Annotated in this window: 19 protein-coding genes; 4 read left to right on the top strand and 15 right to left on the bottom strand. The window is 65.9% G+C overall.

The window, feature by feature from the left end:
- Window position 1: 1 nt before the first annotated feature.
- Together ACXR2T_RS12095 and ACXR2T_RS12090 are read right to left on the bottom strand one after the other, a co-directional pair.
- The gene (locus ACXR2T_RS12095; RefSeq protein WP_458812830.1) at window positions 2–895 is read right to left on the bottom strand and encodes a hypothetical protein; all 894 of its coding nucleotides are present in this window, start codon (window positions 893–895) and stop codon (window positions 2–4) included.
- A 99-nt stretch (window positions 896–994) separates the two neighbouring features.
- Window positions 995–2,890 (bottom strand): vWA domain-containing protein, encoded by a 1,896-nt coding sequence (locus tag ACXR2T_RS12090; RefSeq protein WP_458812832.1) that lies wholly within the window; start codon window positions 2,888–2,890, stop codon window positions 995–997.
- A gap of 94 nt (window positions 2,891–2,984) precedes the next feature.
- Between ACXR2T_RS12090 and ACXR2T_RS12085 the strand changes: the two genes are divergently transcribed.
- Together ACXR2T_RS12085 and ACXR2T_RS12080 are read left to right on the top strand one after the other, a co-directional pair.
- Complete coding sequence (locus tag ACXR2T_RS12085; protein WP_458839568.1) at window positions 2,985–4,610, top strand: AAA family ATPase; 1,626 nt, start codon at window positions 2,985–2,987, stop codon at window positions 4,608–4,610.
- A gap of 151 nt (window positions 4,611–4,761) precedes the next feature.
- Window positions 4,762–5,082 (top strand): PadR family transcriptional regulator, encoded by a 321-nt coding sequence (locus ACXR2T_RS12080; RefSeq protein ID WP_458839566.1) that lies wholly within the window; start codon window positions 4,762–4,764, stop codon window positions 5,080–5,082.
- 293 nt (window positions 5,083–5,375) lie between these two features.
- On the opposite strand, the gene ACXR2T_RS12075 is transcribed toward ACXR2T_RS12080, so the two are convergent.
- The 11 genes from ACXR2T_RS12075 to ACXR2T_RS12025 form a co-directional block, all read right to left on the bottom strand.
- The gene (locus ACXR2T_RS12075) at window positions 5,376–7,775 is read right to left on the bottom strand and encodes an HNH endonuclease signature motif containing protein (protein ID WP_458839565.1); all 2,400 of its coding nucleotides are present in this window, start codon (window positions 7,773–7,775) and stop codon (window positions 5,376–5,378) included.
- 218 nt (window positions 7,776–7,993) lie between these two features.
- Window positions 7,994–9,076: a 3-dehydroquinate synthase gene (gene aroB / locus ACXR2T_RS12070; protein ID WP_458839563.1), complete on the bottom strand. Its 1,083-nt coding sequence runs from the start codon at window positions 9,074–9,076 to the stop codon at window positions 7,994–7,996.
- A gap of 42 nt (window positions 9,077–9,118) precedes the next feature.
- Complete coding sequence (locus tag ACXR2T_RS12065; RefSeq protein ID WP_458839561.1) at window positions 9,119–9,823, bottom strand: shikimate kinase; 705 nt, start codon at window positions 9,821–9,823, stop codon at window positions 9,119–9,121.
- A complete protein-coding gene (aroC, locus tag ACXR2T_RS12060; protein WP_458812848.1) occupies window positions 9,820–11,016 on the bottom strand; it encodes a chorismate synthase in 1,197 nt (398 codons plus the stop codon). The genes ACXR2T_RS12065 and aroC overlap by 4 nt, the downstream gene beginning before the upstream one ends.
- Window positions 11,017–11,083: 67 nt before the next feature.
- Entirely contained in the window at window positions 11,084–11,956 is an 873-nt protein-coding gene (locus ACXR2T_RS12055) for a shikimate dehydrogenase family protein (RefSeq protein ID WP_458839560.1), read from the bottom strand.
- 2 nt (window positions 11,957–11,958) lie between these two features.
- A complete protein-coding gene (gene mltG, locus ACXR2T_RS12050) occupies window positions 11,959–13,074 on the bottom strand; it encodes an endolytic transglycosylase MltG (RefSeq protein ID WP_458812852.1) in 1,116 nt (371 codons plus the stop codon).
- Window positions 13,071–13,619 carry a Holliday junction resolvase RuvX gene (gene ruvX, locus ACXR2T_RS12045; RefSeq protein WP_458839559.1) on the bottom strand — a complete coding sequence of 183 codons (549 nt, stop codon included), beginning with the start codon at window positions 13,617–13,619 and terminating at the stop codon, window positions 13,071–13,073. Before ruvX ends, mltG begins: the two co-directional genes overlap by 4 nt.
- A complete protein-coding gene (gene alaS, locus ACXR2T_RS12040) occupies window positions 13,619–16,288 on the bottom strand; it encodes an alanine--tRNA ligase (RefSeq protein WP_458839608.1) in 2,670 nt (889 codons plus the stop codon). The genes ruvX and alaS overlap by 1 nt, the downstream gene beginning before the upstream one ends.
- A gap of 53 nt (window positions 16,289–16,341) precedes the next feature.
- Window positions 16,342–16,554 (bottom strand): hypothetical protein, encoded by a 213-nt coding sequence (locus ACXR2T_RS12035; protein ID WP_458812856.1) that lies wholly within the window; start codon window positions 16,552–16,554, stop codon window positions 16,342–16,344.
- 159 nt (window positions 16,555–16,713) lie between these two features.
- Entirely contained in the window at window positions 16,714–17,343 is a 630-nt protein-coding gene (rpsD, locus tag ACXR2T_RS12030) for a 30S ribosomal protein S4 (RefSeq protein ID WP_458812858.1), read from the bottom strand.
- Window positions 17,344–17,647: 304 nt separating this feature from the next.
- Window positions 17,648–18,925, bottom strand: coding sequence for a replication-associated recombination protein A (locus ACXR2T_RS12025; RefSeq protein WP_458812906.1), 1,278 nt, complete (start codon window positions 18,923–18,925; stop codon window positions 17,648–17,650).
- Window positions 18,926–19,074: 149 nt separating this feature from the next.
- On the opposite strand from ACXR2T_RS12025, the gene ACXR2T_RS12020 reads away from it, so the two are divergent.
- A complete protein-coding gene (locus ACXR2T_RS12020; protein WP_458812860.1) occupies window positions 19,075–20,310 on the top strand; it encodes a DUF349 domain-containing protein in 1,236 nt (411 codons plus the stop codon).
- Window positions 20,311–20,464: 154 nt separating this feature from the next.
- The gene (locus tag ACXR2T_RS12015) at window positions 20,465–21,082 is read left to right on the top strand and encodes a hypothetical protein (RefSeq protein ID WP_458812862.1); all 618 of its coding nucleotides are present in this window, start codon (window positions 20,465–20,467) and stop codon (window positions 21,080–21,082) included.
- Here the strand turns inward: ACXR2T_RS12015 and ACXR2T_RS12010 are convergent.
- Together ACXR2T_RS12010 and secF are read right to left on the bottom strand one after the other, a co-directional pair.
- The gene (locus ACXR2T_RS12010; protein ID WP_458839557.1) at window positions 21,072–23,318 is read right to left on the bottom strand and encodes a RelA/SpoT family protein; all 2,247 of its coding nucleotides are present in this window, start codon (window positions 23,316–23,318) and stop codon (window positions 21,072–21,074) included. The two genes, ACXR2T_RS12015 and ACXR2T_RS12010, sit on opposite strands and share 11 nt — an antisense overlap.
- 63 nt (window positions 23,319–23,381) lie before the next feature.
- Window positions 23,382–24,404 carry a protein translocase subunit SecF gene (gene secF, locus ACXR2T_RS12005; RefSeq protein WP_458812866.1) on the bottom strand — a complete coding sequence of 341 codons (1,023 nt, stop codon included), beginning with the start codon at window positions 24,402–24,404 and terminating at the stop codon, window positions 23,382–23,384.

Here is a 24,404-nt window from a genome sequence, read left to right as displayed (position 1 = left end):
GTTAGACGAGCGCTACCGGTGTACGCGCACCAAGGTGCGGGCCCTGATTGCCGATCTCGCGGCAGCTCACTCGCACCGCACGGTCTGCGACGTCGTACACGTGACGGGCCGCCAGCTTGCCTGCCGCGAGTTCACCCGCGATCCAAGTGAAACTCGCCTGGTCGAGGGGCTCGTCACCCGTCGTAATGCGCATGAGCTGCAGCATGAGCATCTCGGGCAACGTCACATGCGGCCCGTGCTCAAAGTTCAGTCCGAGCAGCGCCGGTGCGGGTGCCGCAGGTACGAGCCGCAGGCTCCACTGCACACCTGAATCAGGCCCGGCGGTGCCAGCCACAGCTGTGAGACCTTCGGCGCCGACAGCGCACACCCCGTCGAGCCGCTCGAACTCTCGCTCTGCTTCAGAGGAAACGATGAGCGGCTCGCTCGGGTTGAGCCTGTGCGGCTGTCGCTGCGCGACGAGCCGAAACAGGTCTCGCCAGCCCTCGATGCCGAGGCCGTGCGGCGCTGGCACCACGGCCATCCCAGCACCGGCCTCGGCGTCTGCCCCCAGCAGTTCGGTGACGCGATCGAAGCTGACGAGCGCCGCAAACGACTCTGGGGCGGGCAGCTCGATACTGCTGCCGCGCAGCGCCTCGCGTGCGGCCTTGAACGCGTCTAGAACTTGCGTGCGTGCACCAGTATCGGTGACGCTGTGCCAGGCGAGTGCGGCATGCCGCTGCTGAAACTGATGCACCTCGGCTCCCAGCTGCGTTTCAAAGTCTGCTGCCGCTCCCGTCTCGCCGGGCCCCCCGTGACGGGGCGCATCGAACACCGCATCGAGGTCACGCGCGAGCACCGGAAACAGACCGCGCATAAGCGCCGTGCGCTGCCGTTCGTACTGCTGCTCGTCATGCATGATGTCTCGACTCTCTTCTGTGCCTTCTTCTCGTGCGCCCCACGCTGTTACCGTAGCCCACGTTTACGCCTGCGTTTGTGCTTGCGCTGGTGCCTGCCGTCATGCCCAGGGCAGGTGGCGCGCAATCAGATCGCTCACCGCTGTCGCGAGCAGTTCGGGCTTATCGATGCGCGCACCGTGCGGAGCGTACCGCTCACGCAGGTCGTCGCTGCCGAGCCCAATGCCAAACACAGTGGTGCCCAGCGCGCGCAGCCTGCGCAGTGCGTGGGCGGCCGCGACCGGGTCGTTCGTTCCGCCGTCGCTGAGCACAAACGCGATCCGGCGTCGCTGCTTCGCGCCCAGAGCGCTCCCAGCCCAGGCCCCGCCTGCACCGTTGCCGCTGCTGCCTCCCCGCAGCTGAGCCGCCGCAGCATCGAGCGCCGCGGCGTCGTTGGTTGACCCCTGGGGCGCCGAAACGGCCGCGAGTAATCTGTGGCGCACGTCGTCGCTCACACCTGCCGAGAGCGATTTCACCACGTGGGCGCGCGCGTCGAACACGATCAGCGCGGTGCGCAGCTGCAGCTCGAGATCGAGCCCGCTCGTGGCCTCTGCCTGCGCGATGTCGCGTGCGGCCGCGGCGAGTCCCTCGAGCATCACGATGGCGGCGTCTGCCGCGGCGCGCGCTGGCCGCCCCTGCATCGACGACGAGCGATCGATCAGCAGCACATAGTCGGTGTTGCCAGCGCGGTGAGTGCGGCGCGTGTGGTGCTCACGCTGCAGAAACACTCGTGGGTGGGAGACGCCGGCGCGCACAGCAGCGAGCCCAGTTGCGAGCGCGCGGGTATCGAGCGTCTCACCCTCGGCCTGCGGAGTCCTGCCGAGGGCCGCTACGCTGGCGACACGCTCAGCGGTGACCTCGTGCCACACGCCCCGCATGTCTTCGATACTTGACGCGAGCGCGCTCGTGCGGGCCTCATAGTCGCTGCCCCGCACGCCCAGGCTGCCGCCTGCGCCGGCGCGCACGTCGCTCCCGTCGCTGTCGCCCGCTTCGGCTTCGAGCGCCGCAAACGCCGCGGTGAGCGCGCCCTCGGCGGGCAGCGGCGTATCGAGAAACTGGGTCACATCGCCCGCTTGTTCAGCCTGAAACAGGTCTGCGCCCTCGGCGATATCGCCGCCGCCCGGGCGGGCATGAGCTGGCGGCTCGTCGGCGGTCGCGCCCTGGTCTCGCGCCGCGTCGTCCCCCGATTCTCCCTCGTTCGTAGCGTCTGGCTCGGCCGCAGCGTTGTCGGCTGCGGCCCCCGAATCATCGCTCGCGGCCCCACCCTCGTGGGGTGGGGCCGCGGCGCCGTCTGATCCGAGCCCGGCACGCGCCAAGGCCAGCAAGCGCTCGTACCCGGGGGTGAGCAGCGCGAGCGCCCGCTCAAATCGCTCAAGGGCCGCCCGCTCCGGATCCGGCCACAGCACCCGCTGTACAGCCAGGCCCGCGGCTCCACCGAAGTGCGAGGCGAGCTGCCATTCTCGCTGCACCTCGGCAGCGACGCCCGTGAAGTACTGGCCAGCATGGTCACCGAACCCGCAGCTCAGCACGAGCGCGAGCAGTTGGTCGCCCAGCGGGTTGGGGGCGAGATCACGGGGTATGCCTCGACGGAGGGCGGCGATCAGCGGCCCGCGCATGCCCGGAAACACGGCGATGACCTCGGCAGCGGCCTGCGCACGCCCGATGGCGGTCACGAGCGGCGCAAGCTCTGGCCTGGCCGCAGTGAGTAGCTGTGACCGGGCAGCACGCTCGGGGGCGAGGCGAACGCCACGCACGCCCTCCCAGAGCTGCAAGAGCGCGAGGGCGGCAGCCTCTGCCGGGCTGTGGCCACGCACGGTGTACCATCCAAGCCCCGCGCGCAGCCCGCGCTCATCGAGCTGCCACTCGTCGCCGTCTGTGACCGTCACCGGTATGCCCACGATCGCGGCGACCCCTCGCAGCGCATCGCTCGCTGCCTGTTCGTCCGTTCGACCGCTCATACTTCTCACACTATCGGGCTCCTGCGACAGCCAGCGCGTCGCGCTGCCGGGTGTTCGCCCGGGTGCACGCCGGGCCGGTGCTAACGTGGCGAGCATGCAGAGCTTTGACGCACACGGCCCCTCAGCGCACGAGACTCAGACGCAGGACGCTCTGCGACTCGAAGAGTTCGAGCACGACACGCTGTTCTCGCACGACACACTGTCGCACCCGGTGCTCGCGCAGCTGCGTTACCTGCAGCGTGAAGCTCGCGCGGTGCGGCTCGCGCTGCGGTGCGACGGCGCTCGCTATGGCGCAGAAGTCAGTGACACCGCCGACGCTCCTCGTCCTGGCGGCGCTGATGATGCCTGGGTGGCGCGAGAGGCAGAACACCGGGCAGATCTTGCCGAGATCAACGCGCAGGTCGCGGAGCTGCTGCGAGACGATGCGACGGCGGCGCTCGTGAGCCGTGCGCTCACCAGGCGTGCCGCGACCCTCAGATACGCGGTGCAGTTGCGGCGGGCCGAGCTAGATGATCGCGCGCGCGCCGAAGCCGCCGAAGCGATTGTGGCGCGCGCGATCCGGAGCGGGCGTGCGCTCACGACGCGAGAGCGGTCGCGCGTGGCAAGCTTGCGTGAGGCGGCAGCGCGCGGGGTGGAAGCGCGCGGGGTGGAAGCGCTCGCCCCGACGAGCGGGCTCGATACGGGCGACGTGCGTGACGTCGTTCGCGACATCGTTCGTGACGAGGTACTTGCGGCGGTGGGAGCGATGCGGCTGCGCGAGGCGCGCACGCAACTGCGTGAGGGCCTGCTGCGCACCGCGCAAATGCGGGGCATTATTGCTGAGGCGACTCCGGCGCTGCTGCGGGGTGAGCCCGTGCTGCTCTTGGGTGAGACCGGCGGAGCTAAAACCGCGCTCGCCGAGCACCTCGCGACCGCTGCGACTGGGCGCGAGCCCGAGCTCGTGTCGGGCTACGGAGACATCACGAGTGCGCAGCTGATCGGGTCACACGAGCTGCGCGCAGAGGGTGGAGCGACCGTCACCGAGTTTGCGCCGGGGCCACTTTTGCGTGCGATGGTCGAAGGACGGCCCGTGATTCTCGACGAGGTGAACGCGATGCCCGCCGAGTTTCTGAAGCGGCTCAACCGCATTCTGCAGCTGCGGCCGGGCGACACCCTGCACGTACAGGAGAATGCGGGGCGGCCTGTGACGATTGCGCCGGGCTTTGTGATCCTCGCGACCGCCAACGAGCAGACACCCCACCGGTATCGCGGGCTTGATCGCTTGAGCGCCGAGCTCGTCAACCGGTTTGGAGCTGGGAGTTACCGGGTGCACTACCCCGACGCGGGGCGCAGCTATGACGAGTTTCCGCGTGAGAACGCGCTGCTCGCCGCCGCGGCCGTGGTCGATGCCCGCGGCGAGCTGCCACACCACATCACGCCCGATGAACTCACGCGCGCGGCCCGCGCCGCGTTTGTCAGCCAGCAGGTATTTGCGGGTGCGCACGGCGAGGGCTTCGGCGACTACGTCTCGACAGAGCGCGACATCGATGGCCGCCCCGGGCTCGAGGAAACCGTACTCGCGCCGCGCACGCTCGTCGCGATTCTGCACAAGGTTGCCGCAAGCGCCGGCTCCATCACCCTCGACCACGCGCTGTCGCGCTTCGTCGAGGGCGTGATGCACGCCGAGGATCGCAGGGTGCTCGCGCTCATCATCTCTGGCCAGGGGTTCCGGATCAGCTAGGCCCCGCCGCCGTACAGGCCGGGCGCTCCACTGCGGGGTGCCCGGTTTTGGCGCGCCATTTTGTGGAACCAAAGCACCCTTGCGTAACGCTGGTACTCAGCGTTACTATGTAGTGGTAATCAACACTGCTAAGTAGCGAGAATGGGCTGGTATGAGTAAGCAAATGACCGAAATGCTCAAGGGCACGCTTGAAGGAATCGTGCTGGCAACTCTACGCTCGGGCCCCGCCCACGGCTATGACATCACTGCACGGTTACGTGAACAGGGCTTCGCTGATATCGCCGAGGGCACAGTGTACGCGCTGCTCATTCGGATCGAAAAGAGAAGGCTCGTCGACGTCAAGAAGGTGCCTTCAGAGATGGGCCCTCCCCGCAAGGTGTACAGCCTCAACCACCTCGGCCGCGCTCAGCTCGCGGAGTTCTGGGACACCTGGGACGCGCTCGCGAGCCGGATCGAGCCACTCAGAGGGTGAATCCCGGTGCGTGACCCGATCAGTCGACGAAGTTCCACGCCCACTCTTCCTGCGCGCCCGCACTATCGTCATTGCGCGCCCCCTCACAACGGTCATTCTGCGCACCCTCCGACCGTCATTCTGCGCACCCTCACAACCGTCATTCTGGGCACCCTCACAACCGTCATTCTGGGCACCCTCACAACCGTCATTCCGAGTCTCCTCACAACCGTCATTCCGAGCCTCCTCACAATCGTCATTCTGCGCGACGAAGGAGTCGCTGAATCCAGCGCGAGAGCACAGCTCACCGTCTCCTAAAACGGGCCTGGTTCTTCGCCCGCGGTCTCGTCGTTGCCACCAGTGCTGTTATTGCCAGGGTCGTCCCATTCGTGTTCGCCGAATGGGTGCTTGCGGGTGTGCTCGTCGGCGAGAGCCTGCACATCGGCCGGTTCGAGCGCGGTGCGAAACATCACCCGCGACGGCGGCTCGGTGCGATACTTACGACCCGATGGGAACGTCCACGTGAAGTCACCGTTGTCGCCCTGTACGGGGAGGCACCCGCCGTGGTGTTTAATCACGTGGTGACCGCGGCAGGCGGCGCCGACATTAGTGAGCGAGGTGGGGCCGCCGTCTTCTGCGGCGACCGCGTGGTCGATGTCGCACCGGTAAATCGGCAGAGTACACCCCGGGAATCGGCAAGATGTGTCTCGCGCCGCCAAATTCCGCTTCAGATGGGCCGGCACCCGGTAGCTATCAACCGCGAGAATGTCACCGACGGTGGTGTTACCGCTGTTCACGGTGCCGCAGCTGCCGCAGATCGTCGTATCCGTGGGGCCGGTGCCGCTCCCGCCGCTGGTCTGGCCGATGGTGCCGGGCAAACCGGTGTCGGTGTCTGTGACTGTGTCGGGGCTGGCCCCTGTTCCGGTGCCGTCGGTGACGGTGATGATGTCCCAGCTGGGAGTGTCGTGCAAGATTCGCACCGCGGTGTCGGTATCGATGGGACCGACTCCCACGAGCTCGGGCTGGAATCCGCGCGTAAGTTCTGCCGCGCGAGCGTTGCGTTCGGTGTCATCGGAAGTAGCGGCCGGGCCTTCCGCCCGGGCTCCTGCCACAGGCACACCCCGGGTGCCGCCGGTACCGCCGGTGCCCCCTGAACCAGAGGCGCCGGCATTGGCGGCACTGCCGGCGACGCTGCCGTCGAGGCGGCCCGTGAGTGACACCGGCACGAGTACCTGTACCCGCGCGGTCACCCGCAACCCGAGCCGCTTTCGCTCTGCTGTGCGGCCCGTACCCGCAACCCCAAAGCTCGCACCTGCCATATCAGCGTCGGTTACATCAGCGCCATAGAAATCTTCATCAGTGAGGTCACCATGCGCCAGCAGCGCGACCAGGCTATCGGCCCGCGCCTCCCCCAGCGGCCGCTTCAGCGCCGACACCGCGGCTGCCGAAAGTGGCGTGCCGGCCGCTTCGGCCGCCTGCTTGCCCGTGGCCATGTCGCGTTCTTGCAAGAGTTTCGCGTACTGGGTGACACGATCAAAAATGACGTGCGCCTCAAAACTCGTCACGACCGCCTGCACCTGGCACATGCCGTCATCGAGCTCGACCAAGCGCACATGCCGGTCACGCTTGGCCAGCTGGTGCCGGTCATCAAACGTCACCCCGGCCAGCTTCTCCGCCATCCGCTTCGCCGTCGGAGCCACCTTGGGCGCGGTATCGCGCTTCGCGTGCGCCACCAGCGCCCGATCAAGCAGCGCATACCGGCGCGCCACCACTCGCGCTACCGCGGCCTCATCGTACGCCACCTCACCTGCGGTCACACCGTCACCCGTCACACCGTCACCAAGCTCGGCGGCCGTTTCGAGGGCAGCCGTGCCACTGGATGTTTCATCGGCTGCCGCGGCGGCAGCGGCGGCAGCGGCGCCGGAGTCTGTGTCGTTGTTTGTAACGGCGTCAGCTTGAGCGCTTGACTGGGCGGCCGCCTGTGCCGCCGCCTGGTGGCCGATGATGCGGCCCGCGTTTACCAGGCCACGCACATGCTGGTCAGTGACCTCACCCTTCGCCAGAGCCCCCAGCATGACCGGGCAGCGCTCCACCGCATCAACCGCGTGCGACATGTCATGCCCCACCCGCCCCTCGGGCACCCGCAGCGCGGCCGCGATCTCGGCCCGCACCACCCGATACGACCGGTCACGCCACACCTGCGCACCCCGCGGAAGCCTAATCGCAGGTAGACCAAACGACTCCCCGCCCGCACCCGCAGCGTTGCCTGTGTTGCCGTCAGTGTTGCCGGTGCCACCCACGGCACGATTGCCGCCTGCTTCTGCGTCGCCGCTCGTGCCGCCGCCCGTGTCGTCGTCGGCGCTGCCGCTCGTGCCAGGCTCAGCTTCCCTGGCGGCGATGCTCGCTCGCACGACGGCTTCGTCGGGCACAAACGCCGGCTGCTCCACCGCAGACGAAGCGCCCGCTGCATCCTCAGTGCCCGCGGTGCCAACGCCCTCGGCGTCATGACCCTCGGAGCCGGCATCGTCGTCTTCGCCCGGCGCGGGCTTGAACGGCCAGTCACCCTCGGCTTCTGCCAACTTGTATGCCTCAGCCAGCAGCACCGTCAGCTCGGCCTGCAGCGACCGCATGCGCGCATCAACCTCCACGACCCGGGTCACCAGGTCGTTCAATCGCCCCCGGTTGGGGCTTTCGAGACTGAAAGGATGTTGCATGATTCCATTACAACAGGGACCTACGACATCGCGATTTGCCGTTGAAAATGTGCGGAAGTTGAGTGTGATTGAGGTGTTGTGGATCCTGCGACTACGCTCGCAAGCTCGCTCCGCGCAGGATGACGAGGGCGTTATAGCTCCGCGCAGGATGACGAGGGCGTTATAGCTCCGCGCAGGATGACCACAACTGATGTCCCCTTTCAGGAAAGGGACATCACTTAGCTCGAGATCTCTTGGTACGCGAACTGCAGTACTGAGTCGTCGACGCCCGCGAGTACGCGGGGCTTGCCGATCTCGTCAAGCACGATGAAGCGCAGCATGCCGGCGCGTGCCTTCTTATCGCGCTGCATAGCGGCGAGAAGGCTCGGCCAACGGCCTCCCGGGTACGTGAGCGGCAGCGTGAGCAGCGTGAGCACCCGGCGGTGACGCTCGACGGCTTCGTCTGAGAGCGCGCCTGCCATGCGACCGAGCTCTGCCGCGTACATCATGCCGATGGAGATCGCGACACCGTGGCGCCACTGGTAACGCTCTGCGTGCTCGATGGCGTGCCCCAGGGTGTGGCCGTAGTTGAGAATCTCGCGTAGGCCGCCCTCCTTGAAGTCCTCAGAAACGACCCGCGCCTTCACCCCGATCGCCAACTCGATGATCCGCTTAAACTCGGGGCTCGATGGGTCAGTAGCTACTGCCACGTTCGCCTCGATCAGATCGAGAATCTCGGGCTCTGCGATGAAGCCGCACTTAGCGACCTCGGCAAAGCCCGCCAGCAGTTCGTTGCGCGGCAGCGTTGCGAGCAGGTCAAGGTCGCAGAGTACCGCGGCGGGGGCATAGAACGCCCCGACGAGGTTCTTACCCTCAGACGTGTTGATGCCCGTCTTGCCGCCCACGGCGGCGTCAACCATGCCGAGCACGCTCGTAGGCACCTGCACCAGCTTCACCCCGCGCAGCCAGGTCGCCGCAACAAAACCTGCGAGATCGGTGACGGCGCCGCCGCCAAGACCGATGACGGCGTCAGTGCGAGTGAAATCAGACTGGCCCATGATCTGCCAGCAGAATGCCGCCACTTCGATACGCTTCGCCGATTCTGCATCGGGCACCTCGGCCAGCAACACCTGCTCATACCGGCCCTGCAGCGACTCGCGCAGCTCAGACGCCACCTTGCCCACGGTGGGCGTGTGCACAATGAGCACCTTGGAGACACGATCCCCTAGTGCCTCGGGCACACGTTCAAGCACACCGCGCCCCACAGAGACGGTGTAGTTCGTCTCGCCGGTGATCTGAATCTCGGTGATGGCCTGGTCCATGGGGTACCCCGTTTTTCTATGCAATGCTGAAGTGGAAAGTAGTTAGCGGCGGCCGCGATAGGATCGCGCCCAGCTGGCGACGCGGCGGGCGAGCTGCTCCTTCGTCGCACGGTCGGTGCGGTAAGTAACGTCGGCCACCTCGTCGTAGAGCGGCTTGCGCTCCTTAAGAATGCGGCCCCAGGCATTGGGGTCATCGCGCAAGAGTGGCCTTCGCGACAGGTTCGCGGTGCGCAGTACGGCCTCTTGCGTCGTCATGAGCAGCACGACAGGGTGAGCCGCGAGCAGCTCCCGTGTCGAAGCGGTGAGCACTGCTCCCCCGCCGAGCGCCAGCACTTTTCCGCCGCCAGCTGCGAGCTCTTCTGCGATGACCTCGGCCTCAATGCGGCGAAACTCAGCCTCGCCGTGCACCGCAAAGAACTCGGTAATAGCGCCGTGCCTGCGCACAAACACGGCGTCACTGTCGACAAATGGCACACCGAGCTCTCGAGCAACCCGCTTACCGAGGCTCGTTTTACCCGCCGCCATAGGGCCAACGAACACGAGCACCCTGTGCTCGGCCCGTGGCGCCGCCCGCTTGCGTCGCCTGCGCCGCGGGCGAGGCGCGCGCGGGGGCGCAGCATCTGCCGCTGGGGCAGCCGCGGCCGCAGCGGCCACGCGCGGCAGAGTGACCGGCGCCGTGGGCGGCGCCGGTTTGGGCTGTTGGCTGGGCGGGCCCGCCTGACGCCAGGCCCGCCGCGACGCGCTCACGATTCGATGACGGTCGAAAGCCGTTCAGGAATCGCCGCGACATAAGACTCGAGATTGCGGCGCGTTTCGCTGACGCTGTCGCCCCCGAACTTCTCGGTGACCGCGTCTGCCAGCACGAGCGCCACCATCGCCTCAGCAACGACACCAGCAGCGGGAACTGCCGAGACATCACTGCGCTGGTGGTGAGCTTTCGCTTCTTCACCGGTTTCGGTGTCGATCGTAGGCAGGGCGTGTGGCACCGTCGCGATCGGCTTCATGCCCGCACGAACGCGCAGCACCTGACCGGTAGTCATGCCCCCCTCGATGCCGCCAGCACGACCCGTTTCGCGAGCAATCTGACCGTCGTTGATGTGCAACTCGTCGTGTGCCACAGAGCCGCGGCGGCGCGTGGTCTCGAAGCCATCGCCCACCTCGACGCCCTTGATCGCCTGAATGCCCATAAGCGCCCCGGCGAGGCGCGAGTCGAGGCGGCGGTCCCAGTGCACGTATGAACCCAGCCCGGGGGGCAGGCCGTACGCGAGCACCTCGACGATACCGCCGATCGTGTCACCCGACTTCTTCGTGTCGTCAACCTCGGCGACCATGAGATCACTCGTGGCCTTATCAAAGCAGCGCAGCGGATCAGCATCAAGCGTCGCCACGTCCTCGGGGCGCGGCAGAGCCGTACCCGCGGGTGCTTCAACGTCACCGATCGACACGGTGTGGCTGACGAGGCGAATACCGAGCTCAGCAAGGAACGCGCGCGCAACAGCACCGAGCGCCACGCGCGCGGCGGTTTCGCGTGCGCTCGCGCGCTCGAGCACGGGGCGAGCCTCATTGAAGCCGTACTTCTGCATGCCCGTGAGGTCGGCGTGACCGGGCCGGGGACGAGTGAGCGGAGCGCCTCGGCCACGGCTCTTTTCAGACAGCTCTGTCTTCTCAGCCGACATCACCTCGGTCCACTTGGGCCACTCGGTGTTGCCGATACGAATCGCGACGGGGCCGCCGATCGAGACACCCTGCACGACACCGCCCGACAGGTTCAGCTCGTCTTGTTCGAACTTCATCCGCGAGCCGCGACCATACCCGAGCTTGCGCCGCGCGAGATCGGCACGGATCTCGTCAAGCGAAACGGGCACGCCCGCGGGTAGGCCCTCGAGGACAGCAATCAATTCTGGGCCGTGAGATTCTCCGGCAGTGAGCCAACGCAGCATACCGACCATCTTCCCATACCAGGCGCCCTCAAACATATTCGAGGGCGTCGCAGATGACGCCGTATGATTACGCGGCGGCCTCACGCATGGCAGCCAGCACGCGATCTTCGTCGGGCAACGGCGTGTCGGGCGACCCCTGCACAAAAATTCGTACCTGAATGAGTGCTTGTTCAACGAGCATGTCGATGCCGCTGTGCGCAGCGCCGCCCGCGGCGCGCCACACTCGAGCGCCGGCAGAGGGCCAGGGGTTGTAAGCGACGTCGAACAGGGGGGCGCTGCCCGCGGGCACCGCCAGCTCGGACCAGTCGACACCGTGCCCGGGCAGCGTTGAGATCACCAGGGTGGGCGGCTCCCCCGCCAATGGCGCGGCAACAGCAGCACCAGCAGAACCCGGGTGATCTGCTGTGAGCACGCCCGCAGAGACCGTAAGCGAACCTGCCGGCCCCGCACCGCCGTCAAAGCGCTCGGCGAGGGCGCGCGCGGCCTCGATCCGGCGCGCGAGAACGGTCACCCGGCGGGCGCCGAGGCTGCGGGCCGCCAGCACCGCGGAGCCCGCGGTGGCGCCCGCGCCGAGCACGACCGTGCGGGTCGCGTCGAGCCCCGTCCGAGAGATCGCGCGGGCGAGGCCCTCGACATCGGTGTTAAATGCGGCCCAGCCACCCGCTACGCGCAGCAGCGTGTTGGCGACGCCGCTCTCGCGCGCCGACGCATCGAGCGTGTGCGCGAGAGCGTGGGCCTCGTCCTTCAGCGGCATTGTGAGCGAGAAGCCGCGCCACTCGGGGCCGCGGCCCGCCAGCAGCGCACGCAGCGACGCCTCGGCGCACCGAATCGCGCTGTAGCGCCAGTCAAGACCGAGCTCACGGTAGGCGGCCCGGTGAATGACCGGCGACTTCGAGTGCGCGATGGGGTGCCCGAGTACCGCGAGCTGCGTGGCAGGCACCGTTAGCAGCCCTTGCCCGGGTTTGCGACACACCACTCATTGAGCTGTGCCACAGCGGCATCGTGCTCTTCGAGGGTCGCACTAAACAGCGACTCACGCGTGTCGAGATTGATCGCAACAAAGTACAGCCAGTCCCCCGGTGTGGGGTTCAGGGTCGCCTCGATCGCATCGGCGCCCGGGTTCGCAATCGGCCCCTTCGGCAGCCCCTTGTGCACGTATGTGTTCCAGGGGTTGTCGTCGGTGAGTGCTTCGTCAGTCGACCACACGCTACCGTCTTCGTGCTGACCCATGCCGTACTGCGCGGTCGAATCCATCTGCAGCAGCATGTCGTCGGCGAGACGATTGTCGATCACGCGAGCAACCTTGCCGAAGTCTTCGATGCGGCCGCCCTCGCGCTGCACCATCGCGGCGATCGTGAGCACGCGCTCGCGGTCGCCTTCTGCAACGCCAAGCTCGTCGAGCACCTCGCGCTGGCGGTCCACCATGCGCGCGATTGCTTCTTGGCCCGTCGTCGTCTCTTCGAACTCGTAGGTCGCCGGGAACAGCCACCCTTCGAGCGAGTCGACGCCCTGAGGAAGGCCATAGGCCGCGGGATCTTTGGCGGCCTCCTGGAGCTCTTCGAGCGGAATGTCTGCGCCCGCCGACACGATCTCGAGGGTCTGAGCGACCGTCTTACCCTCGGGGATCATCGCGGTAAAAGCGAGCCTGTTCTCGGGATCCTGCAGCGCATCAAGCGCCGCCTGCGCGCTCATCTGCAGTTTGACCCGGTACGACCCGGGCAAAAACTCGACCGCTGGCTCTTGCTCGAGCAGCAGTTCGTAGAACGCCTCGCTCGTCTTCACCACATCGGCCTCAGCCAACGCCAAAGCAACGTCTTCACCGATCTCGCCCTCGGTCACGACGACCACGGTCTCGCCGGTGCCGTCGCCCTCGTAGTCGTTCGTGGTCCAGCCCATGGCCAGCGAGATCCTGGGGCCGTACTGCGACCACAGGTAGGTGCCCGCCACGGCCAGACCACCGAGCAGCACCCCAGCCACGAGCAGCGTGATCAAGAGCCGCTTGACGACTCTGCCCGCCCTGCCTTGCCTGCCCGAGGCCTCTGTATGACGTGCGTTCACGCGGGGGTCCCTTCGCTGCGTTGTGCAACTTCGGCTGCCACGGCAGCGTCACCTGCTTCGGCTCCGTCGCCAGTCTCGATTACCTCAACGGCCTCGCCCGGCGCGGTGCCGCGCGCACGCTCAGTGTCGAGCGCGTGCTGCAAAATGACGACCGCCGCGGCCTGGTCAATGATGCCGCGGCTCTGTTTCGTTTTCTTGCCTGCCTGCCGCAGCTGGCCCTGCGCCGAGACGGTCGACAGTCGCTCATCGACGAGCCGCACGGTGATGCCCGCGGGTGCGAGCCGCACCGCGAGCCGCTCGGCAAATTCAACCGCGTCATCGGTCGACAGGGTGCGCTCACCGCGCATGTTGAGCGGCAGCCCCACGACTGTCTCCATCGCGCCAAGCTCGGTCGCGATCTGCTCGATCCGGATCAGGTCTGCATCGCCGCCTAGATCGCGCGGCACAGTTTCGACAGGCGTCGCGAGCATGGCGTGGGGGTCGCAGCGTGCGACCCCCACTCGGGCCTTGCCAACATCGATGCCGAGGCGTACTCCCGCGCGCATTAGGCTCCCAGGCTCCGGCGAATCTCGGCGAGAGCGTCACCGATTTTGCCGGTGTCGGTGCCGCCGCCCTGAGCGAGGTCGGGCTTGCCGCCACCACCACCGCCGAGCACCTTGGAGCCGAGCTTTGCGAGGTCACCGGCTTTGACGCCGTTCTCGCGTGCCAGCGGTGTCGTCGCGGCGATGAGTACGGGCTTTGCCGGCCCGTCGCCGCCCGAGATCGCGCCCGCGAGCACGATCACACCGTCTTCGCTCGCTACGCGCTCGCGCAGCTGCAGCGCGAGGCCGCGCAGGTCGTCTGCGGATCCGACGGCGCCGAGGTGTGCGAGCACGGTGCGGTGGCCCGCGACGGTCTCTGCCTGAGCCAGCAGCTCGGGCACGCGGGCGGCGAGCTTCTCAGCTTCAAGCGCCGCGACCTTCTTTTCGGCCTGGCGCAGCTGGGCGCCCAGGTCTTGCACCTTCGTGATGAGCTCGGCGCGCGGTACTTTGAGGCCGCTCGTAAGCTGCTGCACAATCGCGCGCTCGGCGGCGAAGTTACGAAACGCGTCCATGCCGACGAGCGACTCGATACGCCGGTTGGTGGAGCCGACGCTCGATTCTGATACGAGGCTAATGAGGCCAATCTCAGCCGAGTTCGACACGTGAGTACCCGCGCACAGCTCGCGCGACCAGGGGCCGCCGATATCGACGACGCGCACCGTATCGCCATACTTCTCGCCAAACAGCGCCATAGCGCCCATCGCCTTTGCCTCATCGATGGGCATTTCACGCGTCACGACGTCATAGCTAGAACGAATCGCGAGGTTAGAGATCTCTTCGATCTCGCTCTTCGTCGCGGTCGACAGTGCCTCGCTGTGCGAGAAGTCGAGACGCATGTAACCGGCCTTGTTGTAGGAGCCCGCCTGGTGGGCCGTGTCGCCGAGCACATCGCGCAGCGCCGCGTGCACGAGGTGGGTGGCCGAGTGGGCCTGGGTCGCCCCGCGGCGGTACTCTGCGTCCACTCGTGTCTCAGCCCGCGCATCGACGGCAATCGTGCCGACGGTTACCTTCACGGTGTGCACAACGAGGCCGGGCACGGCCTTCTGCACATCGAGCACCTCGGCCTCGAAGCCATCGCCCACAATGAGGCCCTGGTCAGAGTCCTGGCCGCCAGCCTCAGCCCAGAGTGACGTCTCGGCGAGCACGATCTCGGCGATCTGTCCCTCGTGTGCTTCGCGGGCGGGAACCCCATCGACCACGACGCCGAGCACGCGGCTCTCGTGGTTGAGCTCGGTGTAGCCGGTGAACACGGTCTCACCGAGGCTGCGCAGCTCCTTGTAGACCGATAGGTCTGCGCGCTGCCCCTTCTTGGCTTTCGCGTCGGCCTTTGCACGGTCGCGCTGCTCTTGCATCAGCGACACAAACACTTGCTCGTCAACGCTCACGCCAGCTTCGCCCGCAATTTCGAGCGTCAGCTCGATCGGGAAGCCGTGGGTGTCGTGCAGCAAGAACGCGGTGTCCCCCGCGACGGCAGCCTTCTGGGCGGTCGCGTCGGCGACGGCGGTATCGAGAATCTGAATGCCCGAGGCGAGCGTGCGCAAGAACGTCTTCTCCTCGGCGTACGCGATACGCGAGATGAAGTCGAAGTCCGCCTCGACTGCGGGGTATGCGCCCTTCATGGCGTCGCGCGAAGCAGGGAAAAGCTCGGGGAAGCTCGCACCTGTCACGCCGAGCAGCCGCATCTGCAGCACTACGCGACGCAGCAGGCGGCGCAAGATGTAGCCGCGACCCTCGTTCGACGGGGTGACTCCGTCGGCGATCAGCATCAGGCCGCTGCGCACGTGGTCGGCGATGATGCGCAGGCGCACATCTGCCCCGTGATCTGCGCCGTACGTCTTGCCGGCGAGCACGGCCGCACGATCAAGTACGGGGCGCACTTGGTCGATCTCGTACATGTTGTTCACGCCCTGCTTGATGAACGCAACGCGCTCAAGGCCCAGGCCCGTGTCAATGTTCTTCTTGGGCAGTTCACCCAGAATCGTAAAGTCGGTTTTCGACTTCACATCGGCAACCTGGTACTGCATAAAGACGAGGTTCCAGATCTCGACGTAGCGGTCATCGTCGGTGGCGGGGCCGCCGTCGATGCCGTGCTCGGGGCCGAGGTCGAAGAAAATCTCAGAGCAGGGACCCGCAGGACCGGGCTGCCCGGTTGACCAGTAGTTCGTATCTTTGCCGAGGCGCTGAATGCGATCATCTGGCAGCGTGGAGTGCTCGCGCCACAGCGCGATCGCTTCTTCGTCTTCTTCGTACACGGTGACCCACAGGTCTTTCGCGTCGAACCCGAGGCCGCCGTCTGCCTCGCTCGTCGTCAACAGCTCCCAGGCCAACTTAATGGCACCCTCTTTGAAGTAATCGCCGAACGAGAAGTTGCCGCACATCTGGAAGAAGGTGCCGTGGCGCGGGGTCTTGCCGACCTCTTCAATATCGTTCGTGCGAATGCACTTTTGTACGCTCGTTGCGCGCGGGTACGGTGCGGGCACCATGCCCGAGAGGTACGGCACAAACGGCACCATGCCGGCCACGGTGAACATGAGGCTCGGGTCGTCGCTGACGAGCGACGCCGACGGCACGACCGTGTGCCCTCGCTTTTCGAAGAAGTCGAGCCAACGGCGGTGAATTTCGGCGGTCTGCATCCGTGTCATGTTCTTTCTGGGTGTGCGTGAAATGCTGGCGTAGCGCGTGGGCGCTAGTTCTTTGACGTGAGATCGCGCAGCGCGGCCTCAAACTCGGCGTCGTCTTGTTCGGCGTCGTGGTAGCCGTTTGAAAACGCTCGCCCAAATTCTTCGACCCCGCGGCCGACGCGGTCAAAGAACCTGCGTCCCTCGGGGGTTTGATTAACGAAGTGTGCGGCGATGAAGCCGAGCACTACGCCGTTGAATAGCCAGAGCAGCTTGCGCATGGCTCTCCCTTCCTGCAACGAACCGGCGCGGCGACGCCGCGCGCAAAAGCATCACCCCAGCTTAGCGGGCATGGCGAGTGCCGATGCATACAATCTGGGGGCGTATATGCAAAACGAGGGGTGCCGGATCTCTCCGTCACCCCTCGTCTTGGGAAATGCTTAGCGGCCCGAGTAATACTCGACCACGAGCTGAACTTCACAGGTCACGGGAACCTCGGCGCGCTTCGGACGACGCAGCAGGCGTGCCTGCAGCTTGTCGAGCTCAACCTCGAGGTAACCGGGAACGGGGGGAAGCACCTCTGCGTGGCCACCGGCAGCGGCGACCTGGAAGGGCTCGGTGCCCTCTGAGCGCTGCTTCACGTGGATCAGCTGGCCGGGCTTTACGCGGAACGAGGGGCGGTCAACGATCTTGCCGTCGACGAGGATGTGGCGGTGCACAACCATCTGGCGCGCCTGTGCGGTGGTGCGGGCGAAGCCTGCACGCAGCACGAGGGCGTCAAGGCGCATCTCGAGGATCTCGACCAGGTTCTCACCGGTCAGGCCATCCTGGCGACGGGCTTCCTTGAACGCAATGGTGAGCTGCTTCTCGCGAATGCCGTACTGGGCGCGCAGACGCTGCTTCTCGCGCAGACGAACGGCGTAGTCGCTGTCGCTCTTGCGCTTGGTGCGGCCGTGCTGGCCGGGGCCGTAGGGGCGCTTCTCGAGGTAACGAGCGGCCTTGGGGGTCAGTGCAATCCCGAGCGAGCGGGAGAGGCGCGTCTGTGAACGCGTACGCGACGTAGTCGACACGTGTGTCCTTTCGGTTTCAATTTCGTGACTCTGATGAGCCACGCGTTCTCTCGGCTGTGCTGCGCCCGCATCAACTGGACGAGCTCTAGTCGAAACTAAAGCCGCCGCTCTAATGCACGCGACGTAGCGAACCGTTTTCGGTGAGGGAACGACCAGTGCAGAAACCCGGCTACGGGGCACCTGCCATCGTACGTGTCATGCGCAGCCGTGCATGATCGCGATGTTGGCCAACGACTACCCTACCACGACCGCGCTCGGGGCGCAGCACAATCCAAGATGCCCACTAGCCTAGTGGCCGCGGCGGCTACTGGCCCCGGGTAATGCGCCGGATCTTCTCCAGCCGCTCTGACACTTCCCGCTCGTGCCCGTGCTGGGTCGGCGAATAATATTCGCGCCCCACGAGTTCGTCTGGCAGGTACTGCTGGGCCAGCACGCCGCGCGGGTCGTGGTGCGGAAACTTGTACCCCTGGCCGTGGCCCATGCGCTTGGCCCCCGGATAGTGCCCGTCGCGCAGGTGCTTCGGAACCAGACCGATCCGGCCCGCCCGAACATCTGAGATCGCCGCGTCGATCGCAGAGATCACGGCCCCCGATTTAGGAGCCGTGGCGATGTAGATCGTCGCTTGCGCGAGCGGGATGCGCGCCTCGGGTAGCCCGATCAATTGCGTAGCTTCGGCGGCCGCGACCGCCACCACGAGCGCCTGCGGATCTGCAATACCTACGTCTTCAGCCGCGTGCACCATCAGCCGGCGGGCGATGAAGCGCGGATCTTCGCCCGCCTCAATCATGCGGGCGAGGTAGTGCACTGCCGCGTCGGGGTCGGAGCCACGCATCGATTTAATGAATGCGCTGATGACGTCGTAGTGCTGATCGCCCTTCTTGTCGTAGCGCAGAAGGGCTCGATTGACGGCGCGCGAGACGAGCTCGGCCGTGACGCGCGGGCGCTCGTCCTCGCCGAGGTCGAGCGCGAGCGCGGAGGACGCCGCGGCCTCGAGCCCGGTGAGGGCCCGGCGCGCGTCGCCCGAGGCGAGCTGCACGAGCGCGTCGTACGCTTCATCGTCGATGTCGAGGGTCGCGCCAAAGCCGCGCGGGTCGGTGATGGCGCGCTCGAGCAGCGCCCGCAAGTCGGTTTCCTCGAGCGGTTGGAGCGTGAGGAGCAGCGAGCGCGACAGCAGCGGGCTGATCACCGAGAACGAGGGGTTCTCGGTCGTTGCAGCAATGAGCGTTACCCAGCCGTTCTCGACACCGGGCAACAGCGCATCTTGCTGAGCCTTGGTGAAGCGATGAATCTCGTCGAGAAAGAGCACCGTGGGAATGTCGTACAGGTCGCGGTCGTTGAGTGCGCGCTCCATCACCGCGCGCACGTCTTTAATGCCAGCGGTGATCGCTGAGAGCTCAACAAATCTGCGGCCGCTCGTGTGCGCGATGGCTTGCGCGAGGGTCGTCTTGCCCGTTCCGGGTGGGCCCCACAAAATCACCGACACGACTCCGCTGCCTCCATCTTGAGCGAGCGTGCGCAGCGGTGACCCGGCAGAGAGGAGGTGCTGCTGCCCCACGACCTCGTCGAGAGATTGGGGTCGCATGCGCACTGCGAGCGGCGCAGTATGCGCGGCGGGTGTCTGGGATGTCACTCTGCCATGCTACTTAACGCTCAAGCTGTGGCATAGTGGAGTGGTCTATCCGTACGGTCGGCAAGCCGACCGCCCCTTCCACATGACAGGTGAGCAAAACCGTGACTGAAGCTACAGGCCCAAAGCCCTGGGGACGCGTCGATGAGGACCGCACGGTTTACGTGCGCGAGGGCGAGGGCGAACGCGCCGTCGGCTCTTTCCCCGATGGCACCGCCGAGGAGGCACTCGCGTACTTCGAGCGCAAGTACGCCGATCTTGAAGGGCAGGTGACCCTGCTCGAAGCGCGCATCGCCCGCGGTGTCGCCGACGCCTCGGCCGCCGATACTGTCTCGAAGCTGCAAGAGCACCTCGTCGAGCCCGCTGCGGTGGGCGATATCGAGGGGCTGCGCGCGCGCGTCGCCGCCCTCACCGAGAAGACTGCTGCCCTCACCGAGGCGCAACACGCCGAACGCGAGGCCGCGAAGCAGGCCGCCGCCGCGAAGCGCGAAGCAATTGTGGTCGAGGCCGAGGCGCTCGCCGCTCAGCCTGAGACCTCGATTCGGTGGAAGGACACGAGCCAGGCATTCGAGCAGCTCTTCACCGACTGGCAGGCCGCCCAGCGCAGCGGGCCGCAGATTCCTAAGTCACAGGCAGATGCGCTCTGGAAGCGGTTTCGTGCGGCCCGCCACTCATTCGACGCGGCACGCCGCGCTCACTTTGCTCAGCTTGACGCCAATAACAAGGACGTAAAGCAGCGCAAGGAGCGCATCATCGCCGCTGCCGAGGCACTCGCGCCTCGCGGTATCGAAGGGATCCCTTCATACCGCGCGCTGCTCGATGACTGGAAGGTTGCCGGGCGCGCGAGCCGCAAGCTCGACGACCAGCTGTGGGCGCGCTTTAAGGCCGCAGGCGATGTGCTCTACGCCGCGAAGGCCGCTGAGGTTGCGGTGACCAACGAGGAGTACACCGCGAACCTCGCCGCGAAGGAAGAGATTCTTGCCGAGGCGACCCCCATTCTCGAAGTGCAGGATCATGGCGCGGCGCGCAAGCAGCTCACTGCGATCCAGCTGCGCTGGGACGAAGTGGGTCGTGTGCCCCGCGAGTCACTGCGCGACATTGAAGGCCGCCTGCGCAAGATCGAGGACCACGTGAAGGGCCTCGAGGACGAGCACTGGCGTAAGACGAACCCTGAGACGCAGGCGCGCAGCGAGGGTCTGCGCGGGCAGCTTGAGGCGTCGATTGCCGAGCTCACCGCTGAGATCGCTGAGGCGACCGCGGCGGGTGACGCGAAGGCCAAGGCCGCCGCCGAAGAGGCACTCGCCACGCAGCAGTCATGGCTCGCCGCGATCGAGGGCTAACAATTCGAAGCAGCTTGGCGTCAGCCCAGCGATAGAACAGCCGCGCTGTGGGAAGTTTCCGCAGCGCGGCTGTTCTATGCCCGCTGTTCGAGTTATCCACAGCGTTGGCGGCGGCGGGTAGCGCGGAGCGTTGTGATGACGCATGATTGCTGGTATGTCACACGTCCCCTCGCTCTCGGGTCCGCTGCCGCCGGCGGACGCGGCGACGACGGAGCCCGCGCAGGCCAACATGAGCGGCCCCGCGGAGCGCGTGTGCATCGACTCTTGGGCGCCCGCGGTGGTGTCTGCCGAGCTCGCGCGCGGCACCCTCGTGCGCTGCGGGCCGGGGGTGCGCCTAGCCGCATGGCCCGAGACCCGCGAAGCGCGGGCCGAGGCGCTACTGCGCGTGATCGGCGGGCAGTTAATGCCCGTGCTGCTCGCAGCAGCCTGGGTGTGGGGCTCAGCGCGCAGCACGGGCTCCCCCATCGTGTGTGCGCTACGCGCGGGCGCTCGCCCCAAGCTGAAACATCAGCCGCTGTTTCAGGTGCACGAGTACAGGTACCCGGCCCACGACCTGGTGCACTGCAGCAATCTGCTGCTGCCCAGTCCACTGCGCACCGCCTGTGACCTCGTGCGGATCCCAGCCGAATTCGGCGCCCCGCTGCGCGCTGCAACCAGACTGCTCGTGCTGCGAGAGGGCATATCGCGTGAGAGCTGGGAACGCGCGATCCAGGCCGGCCCCGGACGTAATCGGGTGCGAGCGCTCAGGCGAGTGGCCGAGCTCAGCTCGTGATGCGGTAGACGTCGTATACGCCCTCAATGCGGCGCACCGCGTTGAGCACGTGGTCGAGGTGGGTAGCGTTGGCCATTTCGAACACAAACTTGCTGATCGCAAGTCGAGACGTTGAGGTATTGACAGACGCCGAGAGGATATTGACGTGGTGCTCTGACAATGTACGCGTGACGTCCGACAGCAGCCCCGAGCGATCGAGCGCCTCAACCTGTATTTGCACGAGGAACACGCTCTTCGCGGTGGGCGCCCACTCGACGTCAACGACCTGATCAGGCTGCGCTTCGAGGTTCTTGAAATTGTGGCAGTCGACGCGGTGCACCGAGACGCCCTGCCCCTTGGTCACGAACCCACGAATCTCGTCGCCCGGCACGGGAGTGCAGCACTTGGCGAGCTTTGCGAGTACGTCACTCGCACCCTTCACCACCACGCCGCTGGAGTCGGCGGCCTTCGACACGCGGGGTGCCTCAATGATGGGCAGCGCCGCGAGCGCTGGCTCCGACGAGGTCTGCTCGTCGAGCACAAGCGCGGTCACCTTCTCCACGACAGACTGGGCCGAGACATGCCCCTCGCCCACTGCCGCGTACAACGCGGCCACGTCGGCGTAGCGCAATTGCAACGCCACCTGCTGCAGCGACTCAGAATTCATCACTCGGTGCAGCGGCAGGCCCTGCTTACGCAGTGCCTTGGCGATGTCCATCTTGCCGGCCTCGACGGCCTCGTCACGGCGCTCCTTGGTAAACCACTGCCGGATCTTGTTCTGCGCCCGCTTGCTCTTGACGAACGTGAGCCAGCTCTGGTTCGGGCCAGCAGCCTGATCCTTCGAGGTGAACACCTCAACGACATCGCCGTTTTGCAGCGGCGTCTCGAGCGGCACCAGCCTGCCGTTCACCCGCGCACCCATCGTGCGGTGCCCCACTTCAGTGTGCACAGCGTAGGCGAAGTCGACTGTCGTGCCGCCCGCGGGCAGCCCGATCACTCGGCCCTTGGGGGTGAAAACGTATACCTCTTTCGCGCCGATTTCGTAGCGCAGCGCATCGAGAAATTCGCTCGGGTCTTCGGTTTCTGCCTGCCAGTCTGAAATGTGCGCGAGCCACGCCATGTCATTGGAGCTTGGCCCGGGCGCGCCCTGCTGCCGTTGCTTGTATTTCCAGTGCGCTGCAACACCGTACTCGGCGCGCTGGTGCATCTCGACGGTACGAATCTGTATCTCGACCGCGCGACCATCTGGCCCGATCACGGTCGTGTGGAGTGACTGATACAGGTTAAATTTGGGGGTCGCGATGTAGTCCTTGAACCGGCCCGGAATGGGGGTCCAGCGGGCGTGCACGGCACCGAGCACGCCATAGCAGTCGCGAATTGAGTTCACGAGCACGCGAATACCCACGAGGTCATAGATGTCGTCGAAGTCGCGACCGCGCACGATCATCTTCTGATAGATCGAATACAGCTCTTTCGGGCGGCCCGTAACCTCGCCCCGGATCTTGCTGTCGCGCAGATCTGTTTCGATCGATGCGATCACCTCGCCCACGATTTTCTCGCGTTCGGGGTTGCGCTGAGTGACCAGGTTTTCGATCTCGGCGTACAGCTTGGGCTTGAGCACCGCGAACGAGAGATCTTCGAGCTCTGACTTGATGGATTGAATGCCCAACCTGTGCGCGAGCGGCGCGAAAATTTCGATCGTCTCTTGCGCTTTGCGTTTCGCCGAGTCGCTCGGCACGAATCCCCAGGTGCGGGCATTGTGCAGTCGGTCAGAGAGTTTAATGACGAGCACGCGAATGTCTTTTGACATTGCGACGACCATCTTACGCACGGTCTCAGCCTGGGCCGAGTCGCCGTACTTCACCTTGTCGAGCTTCGTGACGCCGTCGACGAGCATCGCGATCTCTTCGCCAAACTCTTCTGTGAGTTGGTCGAGGGTGTAATCGGTGTCTTCTACCGTGTCGTGGAGCAGGGCGGCCGCTATGGCGACCGGTGCGACGCCCAGTTCTGCGAGAATCTGGGCGACCGCGATCGGGTGCGTGATGTAGGGCTCACCGCTGCGCCGCTTCTGGCCGCGGTGAGCGCGCTCCGCCACCGTATATGCGCGCTCGATAACACTCAGGTCTGAGCGCGGATAGTTCGTGCGCACAGTGCGCACGAGTTGATCTACCGCGCCGGGCGCGGTGCCGCGTGAAAAAATCCGGGGCACAAGTCGACGCAGCGCGGCTGTGCCGCCATGCGATACGTCTGAAACCACTTGAGACCTCCTTGCGATGATTGAACGCTACACCACGCCCGGCAATTCGGGCGAACTGTCGGGCTACGACGCGCTGGTGGCCGGTTCTTCGGCCTCCTGCTCCTGCGCCCGCAGCTTCAACGCCTTCTCATCGTGACGCTTCACACTCGGCTCGCTTTCGCGCAGGTGCGCGTACACAGGCGATGCAATGAAGATCGTCGAGTAAGCGCCCACGAGGATACCGATGAACAGTGCGAGCGAGATGTCGCGCAGCGTCCCCGCTCCCAACACAAACGCACCGATGAAGAGAATCGATCCGACGGGCAAGAGCGCGACCACCGAGGTGTTGATCGAACGCACCAGGGTCTGGTTGACGCCGAGGTTCACGGCCTCACCAAACGTCTGGCGCTCACTGAGTGCGTCGCTCGTCGTGTTTTCGCGAATCTTGTCGAACACCACCACGGTGTCATAGAGGGAGTAGCCCAGAATCGTGAGGAACCCGATCATCGCGGCGGGGGTAATCTCGAAACCAGAGGCTCCGTAGATGCCTGCAGTGATCACGAGGTCGTGTAGCAGTGCGATGATCGCGGCGAGCGACATCTTCCAGGTGCGGAAGTACAGCGCCATCACGAGCGCCGCAAAAATCAAGAACACGAACAGAGCGATGACCGCCTGCTTGGTGATGTCTTGACCCCAGGCCGGCCCAATGAACGAGTACGTGACCTCGTCGGGCTGAATGTCGTACTGCTTTGCGAGCGCATCGGTAACCGCGCGGTTATCGGCTTCGCTGAGCGCCTCCGTCTGCACGCGCAGGTCTGTGGGGCCCACCTGGCTCACACGCGGTGCGCTCTGCGGCAGTACCTTTTCTACGGCCTTCTGAGCGAGCGCCGGATCCCGATCTTGACCCTCGGTGAGGTGTACCTGGAACTGGCTGCCGCCCGTGAATTCGATGCCGAAGGCGAAGCCGCCGCGGGCGAGCACGCCCACGAGTGACAGCACGATGAGCACGGTCGAGACGACGTACCAGACGCGGCGCTTACCGATGAAGTTGATTGACTTCTCACCGGTGTAGAGCGCGTTGCCAAACTGTGCGAATGAACGAGCCAT

This window comes from Leucobacter faecis, from assembly GCF_054456635.2.
The sequence above is the reverse complement of the archived record's forward strand: the minus strand, read 5'-3'. Positions and strand labels throughout refer to the sequence as shown.

Excerpts from the sequence above, each read along its gene's own strand:
- alaS (WP_458839608.1), bottom strand. The coding sequence starts at position 16,288 with ATGCAGACCGCCGAAATTCACCGCCGTTGGCTCGACTTCTTCGAAAAG.
- ruvX (WP_458839559.1), bottom strand. The coding sequence starts at position 13,619 with ATGCGCGCGGGAGTACGCCTCGGCATCGATGTTGGCAAGGCCCGAGTG.
- ACXR2T_RS12090 (WP_458812832.1), bottom strand. The coding sequence starts at position 2,890 with ATGAGCGGTCGAACGGACGAACAGGCAGCGAGCGATGCGCTGCGAGGG.
- aroC (WP_458812848.1), bottom strand. The coding sequence starts at position 11,016 with ATGCTGCGTTGGCTCACTGCCGGAGAATCTCACGGCCCAGAATTGATT.
- ACXR2T_RS12075 (WP_458839565.1), bottom strand. The coding sequence starts at position 7,775 with ATGCAACATCCTTTCAGTCTCGAAAGCCCCAACCGGGGGCGATTGAAC.
- ACXR2T_RS12015 (WP_458812862.1), top strand. The coding sequence starts at position 20,465 with ATGTCACACGTCCCCTCGCTCTCGGGTCCGCTGCCGCCGGCGGACGCG.
- ACXR2T_RS12095 (WP_458812830.1), bottom strand. The coding sequence starts at position 895 with ATGCATGACGAGCAGCAGTACGAACGGCAGCGCACGGCGCTTATGCGC.
- ACXR2T_RS12085 (WP_458839568.1), top strand. The coding sequence starts at position 2,985 with ATGCAGAGCTTTGACGCACACGGCCCCTCAGCGCACGAGACTCAGACG.
- secF (WP_458812866.1), bottom strand. The coding sequence starts at position 24,404 with ATGGCTCGTTCATTCGCACAGTTTGGCAACGCGCTCTACACCGGTGAG.
- aroB (WP_458839563.1), bottom strand. The coding sequence starts at position 9,076 with ATGGACCAGGCCATCACCGAGATTCAGATCACCGGCGAGACGAACTAC.
- ACXR2T_RS12035 (WP_458812856.1), bottom strand. The coding sequence starts at position 16,554 with ATGCGCAAGCTGCTCTGGCTATTCAACGGCGTAGTGCTCGGCTTCATC.
- ACXR2T_RS12080 (WP_458839566.1), top strand. The coding sequence starts at position 4,762 with ATGAGTAAGCAAATGACCGAAATGCTCAAGGGCACGCTTGAAGGAATC.
- ACXR2T_RS12025 (WP_458812906.1), bottom strand. The coding sequence starts at position 18,925 with ATGCGACCCCAATCTCTCGACGAGGTCGTGGGGCAGCAGCACCTCCTC.